Raw genomic sequence first — 24,218 nt, 5'->3', positions numbered from 1 at the left:
GGCGATGTTGCCGCCGCTGGATCAGTACTTGAAGCGGAAGTTGAGGTAGTACTGGCGGCCGTTGCTGTAGAACGAGGTCGGGATGGCCGCGGTCTGGTAGTACTTGTAGGTCGGGTTGTTGAGGTTCAGGCCGTCCAGGGTGATGCTCAGCCAGTCGGTGGCCTTGTAGCTCAGCGAAGCCGACAGCGTGCCGAAGTCATCCTGGTAGTACGGGTTGGTGCCCGACAGGCTGATCAGGAACGAGGAACGGCGGGTATAGCTGACGCGGGCGCCAAAGCGCTCGTTCTCGAAGTAGGCACCCACGTTGTAGGTGTTCTTCGAGGTGCCCAGCAGGTTGTGGGAGCCGTCCGACCAGGTGTGCGAGGTGGTGCCGTTGGCGTAGGTGTAGTTGGCATTGACGCCGAAGTACTCGCCGATCGGCTGTTCGTAGGCCACTTCCACGCCGGTGACCTTGCCGTCGGCATTGATCGGGGTGGAGATCTGGTAGGTCTCAAGCTGGTTGGTCAGTTCGCTGTACAGCTGGCGCGAGACCACGTCGAAGGCGATGTAGTCCTTCAGGTTCATGTGGTACGCGCCCACCGACAGCAGGCCGCGCGGCATGAAGTACCACTCCAGGTTGGCATCCAGGTTGGTCGACAGGGTCGGCTTGAGGTTCGGATTGCCACCGCCGCCGGTGCGGTTCAGGTCCGAACCGTACGAGGAGGCACCCAGTGCCGAGTAGTCCGGCAGGGTCTGGGTCTGCGAGGCGGCGACGCGAAGCACCAGCGAGTCGTCCAGATCGAACTTGATGTTGGCGCTGGGCAGCACACGGTTGCGCTTGTTCTGGAAGGCCAGGCGCTCCCACATGCCGAACAGGCTGCTGACGTCGGCGTCGGCGGCCTTGCTGACGGCGTTGTAGGTATCGATGTCCTGCTTGATGTTGACGTAGCGCAGGCCGACGTTGCCGCTCCACCAGTCGCCGCGGAAGTTGGCCTGCACGTAGCCGGCGAAGTTCTTTTCCTTCACCTTCCACTCGGCGCCGTAGTTGTGGCGACCGGTCGGGCCATCATTGCCGGCCAGCCAGGTGGAGTTGTTGGTCACCGCGTCCTTCAGCGCGCCCGGGGTGAAGTACCAGAGGTTGCGCGGGAAGGTGCCGCCGATGTCACCGGCAAAGCCGTTGGGATAGTTGGCCGTCGCACCGTTCTTCAGCGCGCTCCAGATGTCACCCGGGGTTGCACCTTCCGGCGACAGCGCTTCGCGCTTGTGGTCGGCGAAACGCAGGCCGAAGTCGATCGAGCTCAGCACGCCGCCATCGTTGAAGTACTGGTTGAAGTCGAGCGTGGCCCACTTCTCCTTGTCTTCAGCCGTGACCTGCTGGTTGCCCCAGGTGCCGAAGCTGGTCACGCCGTTGGGCGAGATATCGCCGCCGACATTCCAGTCGATCGGCGAGCCGTTGCCGTGGGTGGCCCAGCTGGCGCCACCGCCGCCGGCCAGGGTCACTTCGGCAATGTACTGGCGCGGCGTCTCGCCGGTGCCCTTGGTGCTGCCGGCCTGGAACTTGGCGGTCAGGTTGTCGTTGATCTGCCAGTCGGCATCGAAGGTGACGTAGCTCGACTTGGCCTTCGACTCGCGGTAGATCATGTCGTACACCGCGTAGTTGGTGCCCGGCACGCCTGCATAGGTGGCGTTGGTCAGCACGCCATCCTTGACCACGTAGCCCGGATCCGGCGCCTGTGACTTGGCGAAGCTGTTGCCGAACATCATGAAGTTGCGGTTGTAGTTGTTCGCCTTCAGCTCGGAGCTGAAACCGTTCAGGCCAAGGGTCAGGCTGTCCATCGGCTTGAACTGCAGCGAGACCAGGCCACCCTTGCGCTCACGGGTCTGTTCGAACAGGGTCGAACCCAGCAGGCCCGGAACGTTGACGCCGATGAGGTCCGGATTGGTCCTGGCAACCGGATCGTCCGCGCCGATCTTGAAGAAGCCGCCCGGGATTTCCTGCGCTTCACGGCGCAGCTCGCGCTTCTGGCTGAAGCCCTGCACCATCACACCGAAGGTGCCTTCGTCGTTCTTGTAGTTGAACAGTGCCGAGTACTGCGGGTCGTTCGACTTGGCCTGGTCCGAACGCACCATGCCGATCGAGCCTTCTGCGGTGAACGGCTTGGAGAATTCCAGCGGCTTGCGGGTGATGATGTTGACGGTACCGGTGGTGCCGCCGTCCTGCAGCTTGGCCTGCGAGGACTTGTTCACTTCCACCGAGCTGACCAGTTCCGACGGCAGCAGCGAGTAGCTGACGCTGCGGCCGACGTTGTTGCCCTGGCTGAGCACGAACCAGTCGGCCGAGCCGACGGTGTGGCCGTTGATCAGGGTCTGGGTCAGGCTCGGGCTGGTGCCGCGCAGGCTGACACGGTCGGCTTCGTCGAAGCCGCCTTCATCGGCGCTGGACGAGCTGATGTTCACGCCCGGCAGGCGCTGCAGGGTGTCGGCGACGTTGTGCGCCGGCAGCTTGCCCACGTCTTCGGCGGTGACCACTTCCACGCGCGCATTGGCTTCGCGCTTGGTGTCCAGCGACTTTTCCATCGAACCGCGGATGCCCGTGACAGTCACGGTGTCCAGGTCGGTGGCGGTCGGGGCGGCCTGCTGCGCGTGCGCACTGAAGGCGATGCAGCTGACGATGGCGGCCGAAAGCAGGGTCTTGCGGGTGTTCATGATGTCTCTCCTCATCACTCGATTGGATGCCGGCGGCGGTGTTCGGTTGCGGTTGCGATGACATGCGCGGGGCGGCGGCGAAGTCCCGTGCGTTGGCGTGCCACGTACAGCGTGCTGCGATTGCGTTGAAGCCTGTTGCGGTGTCAGGCGGCCGACTGCTGCAGGTACCAGCTGGCAGCGCCGACCACGCCCAGCTGGCCGTGCTCGACGACCTTCACCGGGATGCGTGCCAGCGCTTCGCCCATCGGCCCCTTCTGCAGGTAGCGTTCGACGAAGGTGCTGGCGTGCAGGTATTCGCGGATCTGCGGCAGGATGCCGCCGGCCAGGTAGACGCCACCATGGGCGCCGTAGAACAGCGCCATGTCGCCGACGGTGCTGCCGAGCAGGCCGCAGAACACATCCAGCGCCTGGCGTGCATGCGCATCGGCGTCGGCCATGGCGGCGGCGGTGACCGCATCGGGACTGGCCAGGGTCGGTGCCTGCCCCTGCAGTGCGCACACCGCGCGGTACAGGTTCATCAGGCCCGGGCCGGAGATCGCATGTTCGATCGACACGTGGGCGCGGTCGCGCTGCATGTGGCGGACGATGGCCATTTCAAGTTCGGTGCTGGCGGCCAGGGTCGGCTGGCCGGCTTCGGTCGGCAGGACCACCGGACCATGCGCGGTGGGGATCCACAGCGCGGCGCCGAGGCCGGTGCCGGGGCCGACCACCAGGGTCGGGCCACGCGCGGCGGTGTCCGGCCCGCACAGGTGCAGCACGCCGCTGGCGTCCACCTGCGCGGCGGCATAGGCCACCGCTTCGAAGTCGTTGACGATGTAGACCCGCTGCAGGCCGACGTCCGCTTCGACCTGGCGCGCCGACAGCGGCCACGGCAGGTTGGCGGTGATCACCGTGCCGTCCTCGCGGGCATAGCCGGCGCTGGCGACCACGCAATGCGTGGGCCGCGGGCCTTCGCCGAGGAAGTCGGACAGGATCGCGCTGAGGCCGGCGTGGTCGGCATTGCGGTACTTGCGGTACTCCAGCACCTGCACCGGGTGGGCGGCATCACCGCTGGCCTGGACCCGGGCCACGCGCACATGGGTGCCACCGACGTCCGCGGCCAGGAACGAGGGCGCGACGCGGGACAGGACATGGGCCGGGGCGGGGTGGCTGGCGGTCACGCGGGCTCCTGCTTCAGGTGGGGCCGGCCCCGGGATCGGGGGCGGCGATTGGGGCGGAGTCTGTAACCCTGCTGACAACGATGTCAACGAGTTCGTGACACTTTCGTTGCTGCGCCGCAACGAATGCGGCAGGCAGTAAACGTTTACATGACGTGAGTGCGGGTTTCACGTGGGAACCGTTGCTGCATGGGGCTCTAGGCCTGCCGCGCATTCAGCGCGGAGCACTGCAGTCGGCTTGCGCAGTGCAGCACGAGCTTGAAGGCGGCGTGCATGGAAGTTGACAAACCGCGGTTGTCCACCGAAAGAATGTGACAACGTTGTTCCCAGCCACTCTCCGACGCCGCGTTCTGCGGCCGTCGCCGCAGGAGCCCTCCTGATGTCCGCCGTCCCCGCTGCAAGCGCGCGCCCGAACGTGGCCACCTCCATCGCCATCGTTGGCGTGTTGTTCTTCCTGATCGGCTTCTTCACCTGGCTCAACGGCCCGCTGATCACCTTCGTCAAGCTCGCCTTCGAACTCAGCGAGGTCGGTGCCTTCCTGGTGCTGATGGTGTTCTACCTGTCCTACTTCTTCCTCGCCCTGCCGGCCTCATGGATCCTGCGCCGCACCGGCATGAAGAAGGGCCTGAGCCTGAGCCTGCTGGTGATGGCCGGTGGTGCTGCGTTGTTCGGTGAGTTCGCCACCCAGCGCTGGTACCCGGGCGCGCTCGGCGGCCTGTTCGTGATCGGCAGCGGCCTGGCCCTGCTGCAGACCGCGATCAACCCCTACATCTCCATCCTCGGCCCGATCGAGACGGCGGCACGCCGCATCGCGCTGATGGGCATCTGCAACAAGATCGCCGGCATCCTGGCGCCGGTGCTGATCGGCACCTTGGTGCTGCATGGCATCGGTGATCTCTCGGCCACGGTGGCCGCTGCGGATGAAGCCACCAAGGCGCAGTTGTTGAACGAATTCGCCGCCAAGATCCATGCGCCGTACCTGGCGATGGCCGCGCTGCTGGTGGTGCTGGCGGTGGCCGTCCTGTTCTCGCCTTTGCCGGAGATCAAGTCCTCCGAAGCCAATGCAACGCCGTCAGGTGCACCGGGAACGGCCGAGCGCCGCAGCATCTTCCAGTTCCCGCATCTGTGGCTGGGCGTGCTGTGCCTGTTCGTCTACGTAGGCGTGGAAGTCATGGCCGGTGATGCGATCGGCACCTACGGCCACGGTTTCGGCTTGCCGCTGGACCAGACCAAGATGTTCACCTCGCTGACGCTGGGGGCGATGTTGGCCGGCTACGTGGTCGGCCTGCTGGCGATCCCCGGCCTGGTCTCGCAGTCGCGCTACCTGACCATTTCGGCAGTGATGGGCGTGGTGTTCTGCCTGGGCGCCTGGGCTACGCACGGCTACGTCTCGGTGGCCTTCGTGGCGCTGCTGGGCTTTGCCAACGCCATGATGTGGCCGGCCATCTTCCCGCTGGCGATCCGCGGCCTGGGCCGCTTCACCGAGACCGGCTCGGCCCTGCTGGTGATGGGCATCGCCGGCGGCGCGATCATTCCGCAGCTGTTCGCCGTGCTCAAGCAGCACATCGACTTCCAGCTGGTGTTCGTGCTGCTGATGGTGCCGTGCTACCTGTACATCCTGTTCTACTCGGTGATCGGCCATCGCGCCGGCCTGCCGCAGGACAAGGCCTGATCGGCGATGATGGACGGCAGCCAACCCCAGGGAAAACCCATGCGCAGAGCGACCATCAAGGACGTTGCGGAGAAGGCCAAGGTCTCGCTGAAGACGGTCTCGCGGGTGATCAACAACGAGCCTTCGGTGATGCAAGCCACCCGTGCGCGGGTGCTGCGTGCGATCGCCGAACTCGATTACGAGCCCGATCCGTCCGCACGCAACCTGCGCAGCGGCACTACCTTCGTGATCGGGCTGGTCTACGACAACCCGAACCCGTACCACATCATCGGCGTGCAGAACGGCGTGCTCGCTGCCTGCCGCGAGACCGGCTTCGGCCTGCAGATCCATCCCTGCGATTCCAGCTCTCCGCTGCTGGCCGATGAGCTGGCCGACTGGGTGCAGCGTTCGCGCCTGGCCGGGCTGGTGCTGACCGCACCGATGTCCGAGCGCCGCGACCTGATCCAGGCGTTGACCGCGCGTGGCATCAAGCTGGTGCGCATCATTGCGGCCACCGAAGATCCGGCTGACGGTGCCTGCGTGTTCGTCGACGACCGCGAGGCGGCCTACGAGATCACCGAGCACCTGATCCAGCTGGGCCACCAGCGCATCGGCTTCCTCTGGGGCGGCATCTCGCACCGGTCCTCGGGCGAGCGCTATGCCGGTTACGAAGCCGCGCTGAAGGACTACGGCATGACCGTGGACAAGCACCTGGTGGTGCAGGGCGACTACACCTTCGACGATGGCTTCCGAGGCGCGCGCCGCCTGCTGGCGCTGCGCGAACCGCCCACCGCCATCTTCGGTTCCAACGACGAAATCGCCGCCGGCGTGCTGGCCGCAGCGAAGTCGGCCGGCATGAACGTACCGTACGACCTGTCCATCGCCGGTTTCGAGGACAGCCCGTTCTCGCGCCAGTCGTGGCCGCCGCTGACCACCGCCAAGCAGGCCACCGAAGACATCGCCCGCCATGCCGCGCGACTGCTGATCGCACAACTGCGCAGCGATGCCTACGACGATGCGCCGGCCCCGCTGCACAACCAGGGCTTCGTGCCGCAGCTGGTGGTGCGCGGTTCGACCGCGCCGATGCGCCCGGCTGGCGCACGCCCCCTTCCTTCCGATCCTGCCTGAGCCTGCCATGTCGCTGTCAGACCCCACTGCCACCCTGATGTTTGCCGAGGCCGCTGAAGCGGCCGACGTGGTCGCGCGCCAGTTCTCGCGCAACCACGCCACCATGGAAACCCTGGCCGCCAGCCTGCGCGCTGCACCGCCGCCGTTCGTGGTCACCTGCGCACGCGGCAGCTCCGACCATGCCGCCACCTACGGCAAGTACCTGCTGGAAACCCAGCTGGGCCTGGTGGTTGCTTCGGCCTCGCCGTCGGTGGGGTCGGTCTATGCCGCACCGCTGCAGCTGCGCGGTGCGCTGTTCATCGTCATTTCGCAGTCGGGCAAGAGCCCGGACCTGCTGCGCAATGCGGAAGCTGCCAAGGCCGCCGGCGCGCGCGTGGTCGCGCTGGTCAACGTCGAGGATTCACCGCTGGCGCAGCTGGCCGACACGGTCATTCCGCTGCATGCCGGTGCCGAAAAGAGCGTGGCGGCGACCAAGAGCTACCTGGCCTCGTTGGCTGCACTGCTGCAGCTGGCCGCGTACTGGAAGCAGGACAGCAGCCTGCGCGCCGCGCTGGACCTGCTGCCGGACGCGATGCGTGAGGCCTGGCAGTGCGACTGGAGCGCGGTGACCGAAGGCCTGGTCGATGCCACCAACCTCTTCGTGCTCGGCCGCGGTCTGGGCCTGGGTGCCGCACAGGAAGCGGCGCTGAAGTTCAAGGAAACCTGCAGCCTGCACGCCGAAGCCTACAGCTCGGCCGAGGTCAAGCACGGCCCGATGGCACTGGTTGACCGTGGCTTCCCGGTGCTGGCCTTCGCGCAGCCCGATGAAACCGGCGCCGGCACCCGAGCGGTGGTCGAGGAGTTCACTTCGCGAGGCGCGCAGGTGTGGATGGCCGGTGCCGGTGGCAACCTGCCGGTGGCGCCCGCGCCGCACCCGCTGTGCGCACCGCTGCTGACCGTGCAGAGCTTCTACCGCGCGATCAATGCGCTGGCGTTGCGCCGTGGCTTCAACCCGGACCTGCCGCCACACCTGAACAAGGTTACGGAGACGGTGTGATGGCAACGGTGCTGCGCAACGCCCGCATCCTCGCCGGCGATGAATTCCGCGACGACCTGGCGGTGGTGATCGAGGACGGTCGCATCAGCGCGCTGCTACCTGATGCCGCACCGCAGCTGGGCCAGGCCGCCGAGCAGGTGGACCTGGGCGGTGGCTGGCTGCTGCCCGGCTTCATCGATGTGCAGGTCAATGGCGGCGGCGGTGCGCTGTTCAACAACACGCCGGACGTAGCGGCACTGCGCACCATGGCGCAGGCGCACCGCCGCTTTGGCACCACCGCGATGCTGCCCACGCTGATCAGCGATGACGTGGGCGTGATGCGCGAGGCGATCGGTGCGATGCGAGCAGCGATCGCGCAGGGCGTGCCGGGCGTGATCGGCATCCATCTGGAGGGCCCGTACATCGCGCCGGCCCGCAAGGGCACGCACGATGCCAGCAAGTTCCGCGTGCCGGACGAAGCGGAGATTGCGCTGGCCGCATCGCTCGACAACGGCGTGACCCTGCTGACGCTGGCGCCCGAGCGCGTGCCGCTGGAGACCATCCGCGCGCTGGTCGAGCGTGGCGTGATCGTTGCTGCTGGGCACACCGCAGGCACCTACGAAGAGATCCGCGACGGCCTGGATGCCGGCGTGCGTGGCTTCACCCATCTGTACAACGCGATGTCGCCGCTGCAGGGGCGTGAGCCCGGCGCGGTGGGCGCTGCGCTGGAAGACCGCGACAGCTGGATCGGCATCATCGTCGATGGCGTGCATGTGCATCCGGCCAGCCTGCGCGTGGCGCTGGCGGCCAAGCCGCGCGGCCGCCTGCTGCTGGTGACCGACGCGATGCCGCCGGTCGGTGCCGATGATCCCAGCTACGTGCTGTATGGCGAAACCATCACCGCCATCGACGGCGTGGTGCGCAATGCCGCCGGTTCGCTGGCGGGTTCGGCGCTGGACATGGCCACCGCCGTGCGCAATACCGTGCAGCTGCTCGGCCAACCGCTGGCCGAAGCGGCGCGCATGGCCTCGACCTATCCGGCGCAGTTCCTCAACGTCGACGACCGCCTGGGCCATATTGCCGAGGGCTACCAGGCCGACCTGGTCCTGCTGGATGATGCCCTGCAGGTGCGTGGCACCTGGATTGCCGGACAGTACGAGGCCGCCTGATGGCCGATCCCTTGAAGGGAAGTATGCCGCCGCGCCGCCTGGGCTCGATCGATGCCCTGCGTGGCATCACCGTGGCGGCAATGCTGCTGGTCAACAATCCGGGTGACTGGAGCGCGGTGTTCGCGCCGCTGCGCCATTCGGAATGGCATGGCTGCACGCCCACCGATCTGGTGTTCCCGTTCTTCCTGTTCCTGGTAGGCGTGTCGATGGCCTTCAGCGTGGCGCCACGCGCGCTGGATGCAGCGGCACGGCCGGCATTGGCGCGCGGCGTACTGGAGCGTGCGCTGCGCATCCTGTTGGCCGGTGTGTTGCTGCACCTGTTGATCTGGTGGGCACTGCATACCCATCATTTCCGCATATGGGGCGTGCTGCAGCGGATTGCAGTATGTGCGGCGCTGGTGGGGGTGTTGGCCGTGTATGCCCGTCCGCGCGCGCAGGCGGCCGTGCTGGTCACGCTGCTGGTGGGGTATACCGTGCTGCTGGGCATCGGTGACCTGGCGCCATGGACAAACCCGGCCAGCCGCCTGGATACCACGCTGTTCGCACCGTGGATCTACCAGTGGCACGCCGATACCGGGCTCGGACATGACCCCGAAGGATTGCTGAGCACGCTGGGTGCGCTGGCCAGTACCGTGCTCGGCCTGATTGCCGGTGGCCTGCTGCGCAACGGGCGTCCGGCGGCATTGGCCGGCCTGGGTGTGGCAACCGCCGTGCTGGGCCTGCTGCTGGCTACGGTGCTGCCGCTGAACAAGCAGCTATGGACGCCCAGCTATGTGCTGTGGACCGGCGGCCTGGCCGCGCTGGCGCTGTGGCTGGGACACGTGCTGATCGACCAGAAGGGCTGGCCGGCGTTGGGCCGGCGCTTCGGGGTCAATGCGATCACCGCGTATCTGGGCGCATCGGTGATGTCGGTGGTGCTGATGGCGACCGGCGCCTGGGGCTGGATCTGGCTGCAGCTGGCCAATGCAATGCCGCAGGCGCTGGAACTGGCGTCGATGCTGCAGGCGCTGGCGTTCGTCGCGCTGTGGTGGGGTGTGGCGTGGTGGCTGGACCGACGGAAGATCTATCTGAAGATCTGACCCCGGCAGCGTGCCACATCCACGCAGGGCGTGGATCTACTGAACAATCCGCCTCCATCGCGTTCGCCCCTCGCCCGGTAGATCCACGCCATGCGTGGATGCTCTCCGCGAGGCTCGCGATCACCGCCACGATGAACAGTTTCAGCGACGTAGAGGTGAGGTGATGCCCGATCAAGTTCGCAGCTGAACTGTGATAGCCAACACGCAAGTTCACCTATCGGAACGGTTCACATCACGGCAGACTGAGCCCGCAGTACCGCATGTCCGCAGTTCCTGATCCCCTGTCCAGGAGTGCTGTATGTCCCGTGCCGTCCCGCGCGCTTTGCGTCCGCGCCGCCTCACTGTTTCCCTGCTGCAGGCCCTGGCTGTCCCGTCTGTCATGCTGTTGACCGCTGGTGTCGCCTGGGCCGGCTGTGACAATGTCACCCCGGCCGCGGGCCAGACGGTCACCTGCGATGCCAGCGCGCCGAATCCGCAGACTGTTCCCGTCACCGCCACTGGCGCGGCCGGTATCACCGTCAATGTCGCCAACACGGCGCAGCTGCAGCAGAGCGGTGGTGGCAGCGCGATTTCGCTGCTCGGGGCCGGCGGGCACCTGCTCTCCAACCTCGGCACGATCAGTTCGGTGGGCGGCGTGGCGGTCCAGCTTGGCGGCGGCAGCCGCGTCGAAAATACCGGCAGCATCAGCACCGGCAACAACACGGCCCTGCAGTTCGTTGGCGCCGGCGACAGCGTGCTGGTCAACAGCGGAACGATCAGTGGGCGCAACGGCGTGCAGTTCGGCGCCGGCAATGATCGCGTGGAGATGCAGGCAGGCAGCATCTCCGGCGGCGTCCTGCAGGGCGATGGCAACGATGTGCTGCTGCTGAGCAATGGCACCATCGACAGCGTCGACCAGGGTAGTGGCGACGACCAGATGACCGTCACTGGCGGCACCGTCACCGGCGTGGTGGCGCAGGGCAGTGGCCGCGATGATTTCGTCATGAGTGGCGGCACGATCGGCGCGCTGCAGCAGGGCGACAACATCGATACCTTCCGCATGAGCGGTGGCCGCATCATCGGCGCGTTCGAGGATGGCGACCAGGCGTGGATGACCGGTGGCCGCATCGGTCGCGTCAACATGAAGCTGGACAAGAACCTGTGGGACCAGTCCGGCGGCACCGTGGACGGCAACGTGGTGACCGGCTTCGATACCGACACCATCATCATCTCGGGTACGGCGTATATCGGCGGCAACATCAGCGTCAGTGGCGGCGCCGACAGCGTGACCATCACCGATGGCACCGTGCGTGGCCAGGTGTTGCTCAGTACCGGCAACGACACCTTCAACTGGAATGGCGGCGGTATCGTCTACGGTGCGATCGACATGGGCCCGGACAGTGACGTGGCCAACCTCAGCAACCTCAACCAGGGCAACCTCGGTGCGGTGCCGCTGTTCGACGGTGGCAGTGGCATCGACCAGCTCAACCTCAGCAACGTCAAGACCGCAGGCGTGGGCCGTTTCCAGAACTGGGAGACGATCAGCCTGGCCAACAGCACCGAGCTGACCTTCGATGGTGATCTGGTGCTGGGCGACAGCGGGACCGGCACCGGCACGCTCACGGTGGACGACACCAGTACCATTTACGCGGGCAGCGGTGGTCATGCCATCCGCCCGTTCAACAGTGGCGCGCTGGTGGAGATGGTCAATGCCGGGCGCATCGACCTGACCGGCGCCGGCGCCGGGGATGTGTTCACCGTGCGCGGCAACTACCGCGGTGACGGTGGTGGCCTGTACCTGCGCACCGTGCTGGGCGCGGACAATTCCACCAGCGACCGGCTGGTGATCGATGGCGGTACAGCTACGGGCACCACCGGCATCGGCGTGCTCAACGCCGGCGGCAGCGGCGCTGCCACGCTGGCCGACGGCATCCTGGTGGTGCAGGCCTTGAATGGTGGCAGCACCGCGCCGGGCGCGTTTTCGCTGTTCGCACCGGTCGCGGCCGGTGCCTACGAGTACTTCCTGTTCAAGGGCGGTGTCAGTGCCGGTACCAGCGAAAACTGGTACCTGCGCTCGACGCTGGTGACCGGGCCGACGCCGGCACCCAATGGCGGCGGCAGTGCCACGCCACCGCCACTGACGCCGCCGGTGGCACCACCACCACCGATCACCCCGGCGCCGCCCCCCCCGCCGGAAGGCGCCACCGATCCGGACCTGACTGCGGGCGAGACCGCGCCGCCACCGCCGCCACCGGAACCAGCGCCGGTGGCGCCGCCCAGCGATCCGGCGGTGCCGGACGTGCCGGTGGCCGGTGGTGCTTTGCCCGGTACCGGTGCGCCGCCGACGCCGGGTGCACGCCCGGCCGAAGGTGCGGTGGTACCGCTGTACCGCGTGGAGACCGCCGCCTACGCCGTGGTGCCGCCGCTGTTGCGCGAGACCTCGCTGGCCAGCCTCGGCACGTTCCATGAGCGGCAGGGCGAGCAGCGCCTGCTGTACAACCAGGGCGCATTCCGCACTGCCTGGGGCCGGTTGGTGGGCCAGAGCAGCGAGATCCACTGGAAGGGTGATGCGCAGCCGGGATTCGATGGCGATGTGATGGGCCTGCAGGCCGGTCTGGACGTGTGGGCTGCGGCCTCTGAAAACCATCGCAACCAGATCGGCGTGTTCGTCGGCCGCACCCGCGCGCAGGGCAAGACCACCGGCCTGGCACTGGGCTGGGAGAACGTGCAGGTGGGACAGAACCGCCTGGATGACAAGCACGTGGGCCTGTACTGGACGTTCACCGACAGCACTGGTGGCTACATCGACGCCGTGGCGATGCAGAGCCGCTACGACGGCCGCGTGCGTTCCTCGCGTGGGCTCGGCTTTGGCATCAAGGGCGATGGCACCAGCGTGTCGGTGGAAGCCGGCAAGCCGCTGCTGCATTTCGGTCAGTCCGCTTGGTGGCTGGAACCGCAGGTGCAGGTGATCTGGCAACGCACCGCGCTGGACGACCGCCGCGACGAAGTATCGAGCGTGCGTTTCGACAACGACAATGCCTGGACTGGCCGCATCGGCCTGCGCCTGGCCGGCGATTACCAGTTGGCCGACAACGGCTGGCAGCCGTATTTCAAGCTCAACTACTGGCATGGCCGTTCCGGCGAGGATCGCATCGGCTTCGACGATGACGTGATCGTCAATTCGCAGCGCTCGCGTGCACTGGAAGCTGGTGTGGGTGTGGTCGGGCGCTTCAACCGCACCATCAGCGCCTATGCCGTGGCCGACTACACGCGCGAGTTGGGTGGCGACCGCAACGAGGAGCGCCGCATCATCGAAGGCAACATCGGCCTGCGCGCGGACTGGTAGCGCGCGGTACGGATGTCACGGCCCGCTCTGGTGGGTGCCGACCTTGGTCGGCACAGAACCCCACCGACACCATGACGTTGCTCTGGTAGGTGCCGACCTTGGTCGGCACGAATCCCACCGACCCCACGACGTTGCTCTGGTAGGTGCCGACCTTGGTCGGCACAGAACCCCACCGACGCCATGACGTTGCTCTGGTAGGTGCCGACCTTGGTCGGCACAGAACCCCACCGACCCCACGACGTTGCTCTGGTAGGTGCCGACCTTGGTCGGCACAGAACCCACCGACACCGCGACCTCCGCGCAGCCGAGCATAGGCTCGGCTCTACAACAGCTGTGCGCACGCATCCGGTTCCACCAACGCCCCGGCATGATCGGCCAACACCACCACCGCATGCAGCAACCCTTCTTCCACCTGCGGCGGGCACTGCGCCGACACATCGTCCATCTCGCGTGCCGACTGCGCGGCCAGCAACACACCGCCGCACGCGGACAATGCGGCAAGGCAACGCGTCGCCTCGGCCAGGTCCCGACCGCGCGCCTCGCTGAGTTGCCGCTCGCGCCACGGCTGCCCATCGGCCCCGTGGTTGTGCGCGATACCACACAACCGCGCGAAGAATGCAGAGGGCGGCGCCTGTTCGTGGACTTCGGCGAGCGCATCTTCCAACGCTTCGGCTGCGGTAGTGGACAGCTGCAGGCCGGGCAGTGCAGCACCGAGCAGTGCCTGCAGGCGTGGATAGGTGGGGTAGGGCGTGTTCATGGCGGCAACCTCACTGGGCAAGGCCACCTGCGGGATGCAAGGTGGCGGGCGGTGCGGGTTGGCGTGCCGGTCAAAATCAAAGCGAAAAAAGCCGACGGATCACGAGGATCCCCACGCACCGCCCGCCATGGGCAAGCAGGTGCATTGTCGCAATTGCCGCTGAGGCGGCAACTCGATCGCTTTGATGTTTGATTCAGGACGCCAATCCCGGCCGGCACAAGGGGCGCCGACGGAGGCAACCTTCTCGTGTTCTACGTGGCGATGACATGGGCAAAGTTGCAATTTTCTGATCGCGTGCAGGCTGTCTTGCTGCAACCCGCGGCGGGGCCAGATACGACAGTTCGCGCATGGCGGAAGCCATCAGCTGCGGGCTATGCTGCACGCCTGACTCAACGACAAGGAATCGTCACATGCAGGTTCGCAAGGGAGTGCGTCGTATTGGTACGCTGGTGATCGCGCTGGTGGCTGCCAACGCCATGGCCGATACGCCCAAGGCAATCGAAGTGCCCTCGCCGGAGGCGGAGGCCGAGATTCTCAACCTGCTTGAACGCCAGGCACTGTATCGCGACCGGGTGGACTGGCCCGCCACTCGTCTACGCCTGCAATCGGCGCAGGGCGACCCCGCGCGACGGCTGGCCGTTCTGCGCGAAGCCATTGCGCTCAGCACTAGCCACCATGGTGCATGGACCACGCCCCAGCGCCAGCGCGAATCCCTTGCGCGTGCGCAGCAGGCCGGCGCCGCCGCCGTGGATCGGGCCAAGGCCGCTGATGCGGTGGATGCGCGCATCGGCTGGGTGGTCATCGAGGGCTATGCCTCCACGCCCGGCGCGACGCCGCAGGAAAAATTCCGCCAGGACATCCAGCGTGCCGCGCGCTGGCAGCAGGTCATCCGCAGCAAGGACGACGGCGCGCGCTGTGGCTGGATCGTCGACCTGCGGGACAACGGCGGTGGCGCCATGTGGCCGATGCTGTTGGGCATGGCACCGCTGCTGCGCACCTCGGTGGTGAACAACGAGGACGTGGGCTCGTTCGAAAGCGCGCATGGGCCGCAGCGCTGGACGTTGACGGCGACCGCCGTGCAGCTGGCAGGCAAGCCATTGCTGGATTTCGGCCAGTCCGGTTATGTGCTGCGGCAGCCTGGCGCGCCAGTGGCGGTGCTGTTCGGGCCCCGCACCGGCAGTTCGGGCGAGGCCTCGGTGCTGGCGTGGCGTGGCCGCCCGCAGGCGCGGAGTTTCGGCCAGCCGACCGCAGGTGTCTCCACCGGCAATGTCGTGCACACGCTTGTCGATGGCAGTCGCCTGCTGCTGACCACCAGCGTGATGCGCGACCGCAATGATCGTGGCGACGGGTTGAAGATCGAGCCTGACCAGCGCGTCGAGGGGGAGGCCGCCACGGTGGCTGCCGCCCAAGCGTGGCTGCTGGCCCAGCCCGCCTGCCAGGGCCACTGAGCCATGATCCTGATCGGCCAACAGGAACGGGTGGTAATCGTCGGCCCCACCGAAGCGCATCACTGCCTGCGCTGCCAGACGGAAACCGAGTTCGTCCCGCAGCTGCGCTACAGGATGGCGCGCATTGACCTGCTGTTTGGCTACACCTACCAGCGCCGCTACGAACTGGCCTGTACCCGGTGCGAGCACGGCTGGGTGCTCGATACCGAGACCATGGACCAGCAGCTGGGCGGGGTGCCGATCCCGTGGCGGCACCGCTTCGGCCTGCCGTTGATGCTGGTGGCGGTGGCCGGGCTGGCGGTGGCCGGATGGATGTGGCGGAACCTGTATTCCTCCTAGGGAGAGGGCGGGCCGACATAGCCTCAGCAGGCCGTTCCAGCGGGCGCTAGCCTCCGGTGGGGCCAAGCAATTCACGCTGGCCTAGCCCATGCGCATCGCTGTTCGGGTCTGCTCTTGGGTTCGCTCTTGCTGAGCGACCTGATGTGCCTGCGAAATCTGCTCGACCTTGGCGAGCGACTGCTCTACGGGTGTATTGACGGCCTCGCTGACCGCAATCGATGCCCGCAGGTGTGCCGGATTGTCGAGCGCGCCCTGCACGACGAACATGCGAGGGCCTGAACCATCGCTGGGAGCGTTGCCCAAGACAACATGATCGACGCGTTCCAGGCCGCTGCGCTTGGCCGTTGCAAGCAGGCCGGCCGTCACACGCTCACTGGTTTCATCGAAGCTGCGCCCGTGCCTGGCATCCACGGCCGATACACCATCGCGAATCTGCCGGTAGAGCGCATGGTCGGGGTGGCCCTCCGTTCTGGGATCCAGGCCTGCCTTGTCCAGGGTCGATTCGATGCTCTCCTGCAATGAGCTCTTGGGAGCGAAGCCTGGGTTGCTCAGAGAGGGCGAGCCCATTTCGGTTGCCTCTTGGACCAAACGCTCCCCTGGTTTCAATGCGTTTTCTGCGCGCTGCACGGCTTCGGCTTCGCGACGGGCGTATGCTCCGGCTTCCTCGGTGCCGCGAAGGTAATTGACCCCGTCGCGCAGGAGTCCAGGGCCACCGCCGACAAGTACGGTCGCTCCCAGGCGCAACTGGTGGATGTCTTTGCGATACTCCGCTATCCGGCGCAGGTCCTCCGCATCTGTGATTCGCGCCTCGGGGTCGTCCAGCACGGACTGCACTGGACCCTTGTCGGTCATACGGTCAATGAAATGAACCATTCGATGGGAATCACCCAACTGGACCGCAACCGCAGCGGACATGACATGGCCGGTATTCATCCCAAGCGATCCGAGCGAGGCGATGCTCTGGCCCTGCTCGGCATGGCGCAGGACTCCCAGTTCCTTGGGGAGTGCGTACATCTCAACCTTGCCGTAATGAGGGCCGGCCGCACTAACCAGGTCGCCCGCCATCACGTGGTTGGTAAAGGGCGCCGCATTGGCCGGCTGGCCTTCAGGCAGGCGATACGCCAACCCAGCAGCGCCGTAGGGATTGAAGGCGTCGCCCGGGAGGTTGTAGTGGTGGGCAGTGATCTGCGCGAGTGCGCCGCCTAGGGAATGTCCAGTGATGTACACCGGACCATATCCGTTTTCCTCAGTTTGCTTGATTGCCTGCTTGGTCAGTACGAGGGCATCATCAATCTGTGCGTTGACTCTGGCGCTGACCATCGCTGCGTCGACGCCGCCATCAAGTATGGCCTGGCGATCAAACTCGGTGCCTCGATGGGCGATGATGATCTCGTTGGTCTTGATGTTCCGGTACACAACGCCTTGATAGCCGCTGGCTGCATCACGTCGCCCTAGAACTTCGAAGTCTTCACCATCAACGCGCAGCGATTCCTTATCACCTGGCGCTGGATGTGACGGTGGGGAGTAGGCTGCATTGGCTAGGGCTGCATTGGTTAGAGGTCTCATGGGACGAATCCTTTCGAAGGAGACGATATCGCTATGGGAAAGTACTTCTGCTTCTCGATATCAGACAATCTGTCGTAGGTATACTGGGACTGCGTTCGCACCCACCCCGGCGTCGAACTCGTTGTTTGCAGGGTCATTTGACTGTCTGCATACGAAATCGACGTGTGTAGTTTCTTCAGTTCGAGATGGTGGACGGCAACTGATATGAAGCCTTCGCGTCCCTCGGAAATGACTGGAAATGAAGCCCGAATGATGCTGGGTTTCCATTCGCATGGCCCGCGCCCGTAATAGTCGGCGACTGCCATGCCGTCCTCGAACACGGTGCTGCTGAACTCGGTTGCACTGACACGTTGCACTGGGAACTCTACTGACTGCCGTTGGGGGGCGTACTGCACACCCTCGTAGTTGTTGATCGGTGGGAGGCAGAGTGGATCTATCTCGTAGGAGACGAAAACCTTCGGGAGAGCGAGCTCCACAGGTGCATCGTGGACTCGAATCACAATCGGTAGCGCATCCGTGGGTGCCGGATTCTCGCGATAGACCGGGTATGAGCGTTCCTTCTTGCATCCAGAAACGGCCAGTGTGATCAAGGCGATCAACACAACGTGAGTGAGGGGGGGGCAGGGTTTCAGCATGAGCGGTCCATGTCGCTGATTGAGGTGCTACGGGTGGACGCCTCTTCAGGGTTACTACGGGGCACGGTTCTCTGCGCGTGAGGATACCGGCAGGATTGCCCTGATCCTTGATCGGCTGGACAGGAGGGATGGCCGAGGAAGACGGCGCGATGTACCGCGTTACGGGGCACATGCGACAGGTTGCGCCGCTCGTGCTGCCAGCTTCCTTGGCCTCCATCCATGCATGCCTGTGGCGCGAAGCCTTGCGAGGTAGCGTTCATCGGCGTTTCATTGCTCTACGTCATCCGACTATACGACCCGCTCCAGCCGTGCTCAAAGCTCCTGGTCATGCCAGTCTCAACGTCCTTCCAGGATTGAGTGGAGCGGCGCCGGCACACGGTCACAAGCGAAGTGGACACATTGACGATTTCGTCAGACTGTCGAAGCAGGTCTTAACAATTCCCCCGTCGAACGGTTGAGGTGGGGTAGCAGGGTTCGTAGCATCTGCGGCCGGCCGCATCCTGACCGCCATGCTTTCCTCCCAAGGCTATCAAGACTTCCGCACGGCCCCGAATCCCATGGCGGAGGCCCAGGCCGGTGAGCGCTGGGCGCTTTGGTACATCGGCCACTGAAGCCCCGCGAGTCCCTGCCGATGCGCTGCCGTGCTTCACCCCCGGCCTGTTAAAGTCTGCCCTGCAATCACGTACCGGAACCGACCATGGACCACGACACCCCGTTCGAACCCCTCAACGACCTCGAGGTACGCCTGCTGCAGGCCCAGGACGGCACGCTGACCGCAGCGCAGTTCCTCGACGGCCTGCTGACCTCGACGGCGTTCGTGCTGCTGGACAAGGCCATTGGCGAAGACGGCGCCTGGGACGAGAGCATCTCGCCGCTGGTGCTGACCAGCGAGAGCGGCGAGCCGATGTTCGCGGTGTTCACTGCCCCCGAGCGCGCGGGCCTGTGGCACGAGCAGCTGCCGCAGTTCGCGCATGCCATGCCGATCGCGGTGCACGCGCTGCTGGCCGGTATCGGCGACGGCGTCGGCCTGGTGCTGAACCCGGGCCTGGACGTGGGCATGGAGATGATTCCCGATGCCGTGGCCCAGCTGAAGCAGCGTGCGGCGGCGATCACCCGCGGCATGGCGCACTGAATCCAGGGATTGTCTGGTTGCCGGCCAGCGGCCGGCACCACCCATAGCAGTGCGCGAGGCCGTTGCGGATCAGCGGGCAGCGGCGATGGCTTTCACCCGCGCCTTGGCCAGCGCTTCGCCGATGGCCGGGCCCTTCAGATGCGTGGTATCCAGATCCCGCGCCTGCACTGACAGCGCCGCGTGATGCAGGCGCTTGAGCGTTTCACCCTGTGGGTAGTCGGCATCTTCGAAGCCGAGCCGGCCGCGCTTGTCGGCCTCGCAGCACAGTGCGATGCGCGCCACGCGTTCTGGCCTGCGCAGTGCATCGCAGCGACCCAGCAGTTCCAGCACGGTGGCATCGCGCAGTTCGTCGATGCGGTGCACGTTCAAGTGCTCGCGGCAGACCGCTTCGGCCAGCTGCTGGTGCTCGGTGGGAATCTTCAACCGCGCGCACAATGCCTTCAGCGGCGTGATGCCGCGCTGCTCGTGCATGATGTGGCGCGGCCATTCCCCCGGCGGGGTCAGGCCCTTGCCGAGGTCGTGGGTGAGGGCAGCGAAGCCGACCAGGTCATCACCCGGTGCCAGTTTCGCCGCCATGTCGCTGACCATTTCCTGGTGGATACCGGTGTCGACTTCCGGGTGGAATTCGGCACGCTGTGGCACGCCATACAGCGCTTCGAGCTCGGGCAGGATCGGGCCCAGCGCCTGCGCATCGTGCAGCGTGCGCAGGAAGGCGGAGGGCCGTTCACTGACCAGCGCCTTGCGCAGTTCCTGCCAGACGCGCTCGGGCACCAGCGCGTCCAGCTCACCGCTGGCGGCGACCTCGCGCATCAGCGCCATGGTCTCTTCGGCGACGGTGAAGCCCAGTGGTGCGAAGCGCGCCATGAAGCGCGCCGCGCGCAGCACGCGCAGTGGATCTTCCACGAACGCAGGGCCGACGTGGCGCAACACGCGCTGTTCAAGATCGCGAACGCCACCGTAAGGATCGACCAGCGTGCCGGTCTCCTCATCGCAAGCGATCGCGTTGATGGTGAAGTCGCGGCGCTGCAGATCCTCTTCCAGCGTCACCGCCGGATCGGCATCGACCACGAAGCCGCGATAGCCACGGCCGGATTTGCGCTCGGTGCGCGCCAGCGCGTATTCCTCGCCGGTCTTCGGGTGCAGGAACACCGGGAAATCACGGCCGACGGCGGTGTAGCCCTGCGCTTCCATCTGCGCGGGCGTGGCACCGACCACCACCCAGTCACGGTCACCTGCAGGGCGCTGCAGCAGGCGGTCGCGTACGGCGCCGCCGACAAGATAGATCTTCATGGGGGGATGATCGCATGCCCGGCGCAGCGGCATCACGGCAAACCACGCCACTCCGGCACGAACAGGCCGGCCACGAACCACAGGCCGTAGACGATCCACAGGCAGAGGAAGTACAGCTTGATCTGCGCTTCGTCCCACAGGCTGCCCCAGCTGTCGACGAAGGCCAGCGACTTCCAGCCTTCCATCCAGGCCGCGCCACCCCAACGCAGCACCCAGGTGGCGAACAGGCTCCAGGCGGCGAATATCCCGATCCAGGCCAGCAGGCTCATTGCGTTCCCTCCCCAGGGAATGGATACCGGGTCGTGCCGGCCAGCGGCCGGCACGACCGAGGTGCGATCAATCGCCGCCCTGGTCGGCGTTGGCGGCGCAGCTGAAGCTTTTGCGCTTGTCCACCAGGCGGCCCATCAGGCGGTCGCTCAGCGGCAGCGCATTGCCGTTGAGGCGCCAGTCGTAGATCACGCTGAAGGCCAGCACGCGGGCCACGTACTCGCGGGTTTCCTTGTAGCTGATGGTCTCGATCCACAGGTCCGGGTCAAAGCCCGGGCGCTGGCCCTGCCAGCGTGCGGTCGGGGTCGGGCCGGCGTTGTACGCGGCGATGGTCACGTACGGCAGGCCGTCGTACTTGTTCATCAGCTGGCGCAGGTAGGCGGTACCGACGGCGATGTTGGTGTCCGGGTCGTACAGGCTGTCGGCGCCGCCGTAGCCGGTCAGGCCGATCGACTTGGCCACGCCGGCACCGGTGGCCGGCAGCACCTGCATCAGGCCCATGGCGTTGGCAGGCGAGCGCGCGCGCGGGGTGAAGGTGCTCTCGGCGCGGATCTCCGCGGCCACCCAGGCCGGATCGATTGCGTTGCGCGCCGATTCCCGGCGGATCGTGGCGTCGTGGTGCAGCGGGAAGCGCAGGTCGTACAGGCGCTGCTCCTGCGGCTGCTTGCCGAGCGCGAACACGGCGCGGTCGAACCAGCCGTTGTCCTGCGCCACGCGTACGGCGAGGCGGCGCTGGGTGTCATCGAAACGCGACAGCGCGCTGTTCCATTCGGCCACGGCCCAACCGGCGCGATCGATCTGGTACAGCGCCATTGCGCGCTGGATGGCCGGATCGCGCGCGATCAACGCCTGCGCCTGCGCGCTGTCATTCGGCTTCCAGGGGCACAGGGTATAGCCCTGCTGCAGCTTGTCGGCGGCCAGGAAACCGTGGAAGGTCGGTGCGCGTGCGGCTTCGCGGAACAGCGGCTGAGCCTGCTGGGCCTGGCCGGTCTTCTCCAGCATGCGGCCTTCGAAGTAGCGCCAGCGCGGGTCGCTGCGCTGCTTGCTGCCCATCTTGCGGATCGCGGCCAGCGCCGCCGGCCAGTCGCCGCGCGACATCGCTTCGCGTACGCGCCATTCGTGCAGGCGCTCGTCATACGCCGATTCGGGTACCGCATTGAGGCGGCGTGCCGAATCCGGAAGGTAGGACGCTACCGTCCACAATGCGATCTGGTACAGCACCTGGCCCTGCTGGTCGGCACTCAGGCCCAGTGCCTGCGCATACTGCGGCAGCTGCTGTTCGGTGGCGCCGGGATCGGCCTTGGCCAGCTTGGCCAGGCCATCGGTGGCAATGCGCCGGCTGCGCTCGTTGCGTGGCCAGTTCAACGCGCTGGCATTGGGCTTGTCGACAAAGGCAGCGTAATTGTTGGCCAGTGCCAGGTCGGTGGCGGGCAGGCCGCGTGCGGCGCTACGCATCACGGCCGGCTGCTGCGCGTCGGCGGCGGCATCGATGCGTTCCCAACGCAGGGCATCGCTCAGCCCACCCTGTGCCTGCAGCACGGCGAAAACAGCGTCACAGCCATCCGGCAGCGACTTGCCGTTCTTGCGCCACAGATCCTGCGCTTCACTGATCCATTGTGGATCGACCTTGCCGGTCACCTGGCGCGCGGTCAGCTGCGCACAGCGCAGGCCGGCGTTGTCGGTGGGCACCCAGTTGGCCAGCAGGGTCGGCCAGTCCTGGCGGCGTGCGACCGAGGGCAGCCACACGCTGCGGAAGGTGGTGGCCACAGCCTGGCCGTCGTAACGTTTGAGGAAGGCCTGGGCCTGCGCGGTATCGACGGTGTCGATGTTGCGGCGCAGGTTGGCGTACTCCAGCCAGCCGTAAGCCGGATGGCGGCTGAGCGCAGCGGCCTGGCCGGGATCGAACTGGCCGCGTTCGGCGGCAGCGATCGCGGCCTTGAGCTGCGCGTTCTGGGCGTCGAGGGACTGGGCATTGGCGCAGCCGATCAGCAGCGTGGTGGCCAAGGGCAGCAGGGACAGGGCGGTCGAAGAGCGTCGGGTCATGGCGGGCAGCATAGCGGGCAATGGCTGAATTCAGTTTCGCATTGCGTGCACGCCGGGCGTTGGCAACGACAGCTGAATGATCCCGCGCAGGCCCCTGCCGCAGGTAATGCCAGGCGTCGTAACGTCGGCCTTGGGCGAACGGCCCGGCTGCAGGGAGCGGCACATGGCGTTCAGTAGCGCAGGAAGAAGCGGCCCGCTGGCGGACATCAATGTCACGCCACTGGTGGATGTGATGCTGGTGCTGTTGATCATCTTCATCGTGACCGCGCCGATCGTGGCCCGGCCGATTGCCGTGCAGTTGCCACAGGCCACCGATCGCACGATCGATCGCCCCGAACCGCCGCCACCGATCGAGCTGCGCCTGGATGCGTCGAACCAGCTGAGCTGGGATGGCCAGCCGATGGCCATCGGCGATCTGCAGGCGCGCCTGCAGGCACAGGCCGGCGCGCATGCTGGCAACCTGCCCGAGCTGCGCATCGCCACCGATCCGTCGGCCGAGTACGAAGGCATGGCCCGGATCCTGGCTGCGGCCGAGGCCACCGGCATGGAGCGTATCGCCTTCGTGCGGTAGCGCTACCCGAACCGCCGCTCATGCAGGCCATTGCGACATGAGCGGCGGATGAGGGATCAGTATTGCTGGCAGTAGACCGTGCGACCATCCCAACTGCACGAGATGCGGCTGCTGCCTCCGCGCTGGACGGGAACTCCATACATCTGTGCGGATCTGACCCAGTTGTCCAGGTCGCCATGCTGGCCGAAATAATACTGCCCGGCGTACGAAGGCGCGGAGATCGGGTCGGCGATGGATTCGTCAGGAACCTTGTTGCCTGTGCTGTCGCGACTTTCGCCCTTCTGATACTTGGCTTCGGCGACGTTGTCCGGTGTTACCCGATAAAGCGTCCTTGACCCGTCACGCCAAGTGATCATTATTGTTATCGATCCACCGCCCTTGAGGCCTGCCCAGTTCAGGGCTGCTTGTTGAATCGAAAGCGCAATGCCGTTCCAAGTTGGGCTTCCCGTATTGGCTCCTGCCAGTTCTGTGGCCAGATACTGACCAAGTCGGGTTCTCAGTGTGGCTGATGCGACGATGTCAAAGGTATTGGAGGACGTGTAGGATTCGGGGAACCTTTTTCCATTGGAGTTTCCAGGATTGTCGGGATGCAGCACGACCACTGATCCGCCTCCTCGCATTGCGTGGGCGTCTTCATGTGGCCCGCGAAAGGCTGACGTCGCATCCAGAATCCGTAGGAAGGCCATTTGAATCTGTGCGGGAACCGGCGTTGAAATTGCGCGCCACTTTCTGATTTCGCGATCATATTCGACGTTGAAGGCGCTCAGTCGGGCTCTCTCGAAGTCCATTACAACCGCCAATCCGGAGCCCGACAGCAGGGCTGCATCCTTCGGAGACGCGCAGTTGTTGCATTCGATCAGGCCACCCGCTTTCGATTCGTTTGTCCAGAGCAGAAACAATGCCGTGATAATCGCGGCATGAATCATGACGGTGATTGTTTTCACAATTGAGCCTCATGAGA

General features: G+C 66.0%; 19 protein-coding genes. 10 read left to right on the top strand and 9 right to left on the bottom strand.

The window, feature by feature from the left end:
- Nucleotides 1–21: 21 nt before the first annotated feature.
- Together CCR98_RS17790 and CCR98_RS17785 are read right to left on the bottom strand one after the other, a co-directional pair.
- Nucleotides 22–2,685 carry a TonB-dependent receptor gene (locus CCR98_RS17790; RefSeq protein ID WP_087923636.1) on the bottom strand — a complete coding sequence of 888 codons (2,664 nt, stop codon included), beginning with the start codon at nucleotides 2,683–2,685 and terminating at the stop codon, nucleotides 22–24.
- Between the two features lie 143 nt (nucleotides 2,686–2,828).
- Entirely contained in the window at nucleotides 2,829–3,845 is a 1,017-nt protein-coding gene (locus CCR98_RS17785) for a glucokinase family protein (RefSeq protein ID WP_087923635.1), read from the bottom strand.
- 376 nt (nucleotides 3,846–4,221) lie between these two features.
- On the opposite strand from CCR98_RS17785, the gene CCR98_RS17780 reads away from it, so the two are divergent.
- From CCR98_RS17780 to CCR98_RS17755, 6 genes are all read left to right on the top strand, one after another.
- Nucleotides 4,222–5,514 (top strand): sugar MFS transporter, encoded by a 1,293-nt coding sequence (locus CCR98_RS17780; protein ID WP_087923634.1) that lies wholly within the window; start codon nucleotides 4,222–4,224, stop codon nucleotides 5,512–5,514.
- A 39-nt stretch (nucleotides 5,515–5,553) separates the two neighbouring features.
- Entirely contained in the window at nucleotides 5,554–6,621 is a 1,068-nt protein-coding gene (locus CCR98_RS17775) for a LacI family DNA-binding transcriptional regulator (RefSeq protein ID WP_006391719.1), read from the top strand.
- Between the two features lie 7 nt (nucleotides 6,622–6,628).
- On the top strand, nucleotides 6,629–7,657 hold the full coding sequence (locus CCR98_RS17770) for an SIS domain-containing protein (RefSeq protein ID WP_087923633.1): 1,029 nt from the start codon (nucleotides 6,629–6,631) through the stop codon (nucleotides 7,655–7,657).
- Complete coding sequence (gene nagA, locus CCR98_RS17765) at nucleotides 7,657–8,805, top strand: N-acetylglucosamine-6-phosphate deacetylase (protein ID WP_087923632.1); 1,149 nt, start codon at nucleotides 7,657–7,659, stop codon at nucleotides 8,803–8,805. The genes CCR98_RS17770 and nagA overlap by 1 nt, the downstream gene beginning before the upstream one ends.
- Nucleotides 8,805–9,884 (top strand): heparan-alpha-glucosaminide N-acetyltransferase domain-containing protein, encoded by a 1,080-nt coding sequence (locus tag CCR98_RS17760; RefSeq protein ID WP_232463046.1) that lies wholly within the window; start codon nucleotides 8,805–8,807, stop codon nucleotides 9,882–9,884. Before nagA ends, CCR98_RS17760 begins: the two co-directional genes overlap by 1 nt.
- A gap of 298 nt (nucleotides 9,885–10,182) precedes the next feature.
- Nucleotides 10,183–13,209 (top strand): autotransporter outer membrane beta-barrel domain-containing protein, encoded by a 3,027-nt coding sequence (locus tag CCR98_RS17755; protein ID WP_087923630.1) that lies wholly within the window; start codon nucleotides 10,183–10,185, stop codon nucleotides 13,207–13,209.
- Between the two features lie 322 nt (nucleotides 13,210–13,531).
- On the opposite strand, the gene CCR98_RS17750 is transcribed toward CCR98_RS17755, so the two are convergent.
- A complete protein-coding gene (locus tag CCR98_RS17750; RefSeq protein WP_087923629.1) occupies nucleotides 13,532–13,966 on the bottom strand; it encodes a hypothetical protein in 435 nt (144 codons plus the stop codon).
- Nucleotides 13,967–14,376: 410 nt separating this feature from the next.
- Here CCR98_RS17750 and CCR98_RS17745 point away from each other — a divergent pair, with 410 nt between their 5' ends.
- Nucleotides 14,377–15,414 carry a S41 family peptidase gene (locus CCR98_RS17745; RefSeq protein WP_087923628.1) on the top strand — a complete coding sequence of 346 codons (1,038 nt, stop codon included), beginning with the start codon at nucleotides 14,377–14,379 and terminating at the stop codon, nucleotides 15,412–15,414.
- Nucleotides 15,415–15,417: 3 nt separating this feature from the next.
- Complete coding sequence (locus CCR98_RS17740; RefSeq protein WP_087923627.1) at nucleotides 15,418–15,753, top strand: hypothetical protein; 336 nt, start codon at nucleotides 15,418–15,420, stop codon at nucleotides 15,751–15,753.
- Nucleotides 15,754–15,834: 81 nt separating this feature from the next.
- On the opposite strand, the gene CCR98_RS17735 is transcribed toward CCR98_RS17740, so the two are convergent.
- Nucleotides 15,835–17,319, bottom strand: a complete 1,485-nt coding sequence (locus CCR98_RS17735; protein ID WP_087923626.1) for an XVIPCD domain-containing protein — start codon at nucleotides 17,317–17,319, stop codon at nucleotides 15,835–15,837.
- Nucleotides 17,316–17,954 (bottom strand): hypothetical protein, encoded by a 639-nt coding sequence (locus tag CCR98_RS17730; protein ID WP_087923625.1) that lies wholly within the window; start codon nucleotides 17,952–17,954, stop codon nucleotides 17,316–17,318. Before CCR98_RS17730 ends, CCR98_RS17735 begins: the two co-directional genes overlap by 4 nt.
- A gap of 697 nt (nucleotides 17,955–18,651) precedes the next feature.
- Between CCR98_RS17730 and CCR98_RS17725 the strand changes: the two genes are divergently transcribed.
- Nucleotides 18,652–19,086 (top strand): SseB family protein, encoded by a 435-nt coding sequence (locus tag CCR98_RS17725; protein WP_005419309.1) that lies wholly within the window; start codon nucleotides 18,652–18,654, stop codon nucleotides 19,084–19,086.
- A 69-nt stretch (nucleotides 19,087–19,155) separates the two neighbouring features.
- Here the strand turns inward: CCR98_RS17725 and CCR98_RS17720 are convergent, their stop codons facing one another.
- The 3 genes from CCR98_RS17720 to CCR98_RS17710 all read right to left on the bottom strand — a co-directional run bounded on the left by CCR98_RS17720 (nucleotide 19,156) and on the right by CCR98_RS17710 (nucleotide 22,698).
- Nucleotides 19,156–20,376, bottom strand: coding sequence for a multifunctional CCA addition/repair protein (locus CCR98_RS17720; RefSeq protein ID WP_087923624.1), 1,221 nt, complete (start codon nucleotides 20,374–20,376; stop codon nucleotides 19,156–19,158).
- Between the two features lie 32 nt (nucleotides 20,377–20,408).
- Nucleotides 20,409–20,645: a hypothetical protein gene (locus CCR98_RS17715; RefSeq protein WP_087923623.1), complete on the bottom strand. Its 237-nt coding sequence runs from the start codon at nucleotides 20,643–20,645 to the stop codon at nucleotides 20,409–20,411.
- Nucleotides 20,646–20,712: 67 nt separating this feature from the next.
- On the bottom strand, nucleotides 20,713–22,698 hold the full coding sequence (locus CCR98_RS17710; RefSeq protein ID WP_087923622.1) for a transglycosylase SLT domain-containing protein: 1,986 nt from the start codon (nucleotides 22,696–22,698) through the stop codon (nucleotides 20,713–20,715).
- Between the two features lie 151 nt (nucleotides 22,699–22,849).
- Here CCR98_RS17710 and CCR98_RS17705 point away from each other — a divergent pair, with 151 nt between their 5' ends.
- Nucleotides 22,850–23,257 (top strand): biopolymer transporter ExbD, encoded by a 408-nt coding sequence (locus CCR98_RS17705; protein ID WP_087923621.1) that lies wholly within the window; start codon nucleotides 22,850–22,852, stop codon nucleotides 23,255–23,257.
- Between the two features lie 56 nt (nucleotides 23,258–23,313).
- Here CCR98_RS17705 and CCR98_RS21140 read toward each other — a convergent pair whose 3' ends face one another.
- Nucleotides 23,314–24,201, bottom strand: a complete 888-nt coding sequence (locus tag CCR98_RS21140) for a hypothetical protein (protein ID WP_157721545.1) — start codon at nucleotides 24,199–24,201, stop codon at nucleotides 23,314–23,316.
- Between the last annotated feature and the right edge of the window lie 17 nt (nucleotides 24,202–24,218).

Source organism: Stenotrophomonas sp. WZN-1, assembly GCF_002192255.1.
GTDB lineage: Bacteria > Pseudomonadota > Gammaproteobacteria > Xanthomonadales > Xanthomonadaceae > Stenotrophomonas.
The sequence above is the reverse complement of the archived record's forward strand: the minus strand, read 5'-3'. Positions and strand labels throughout refer to the sequence as shown.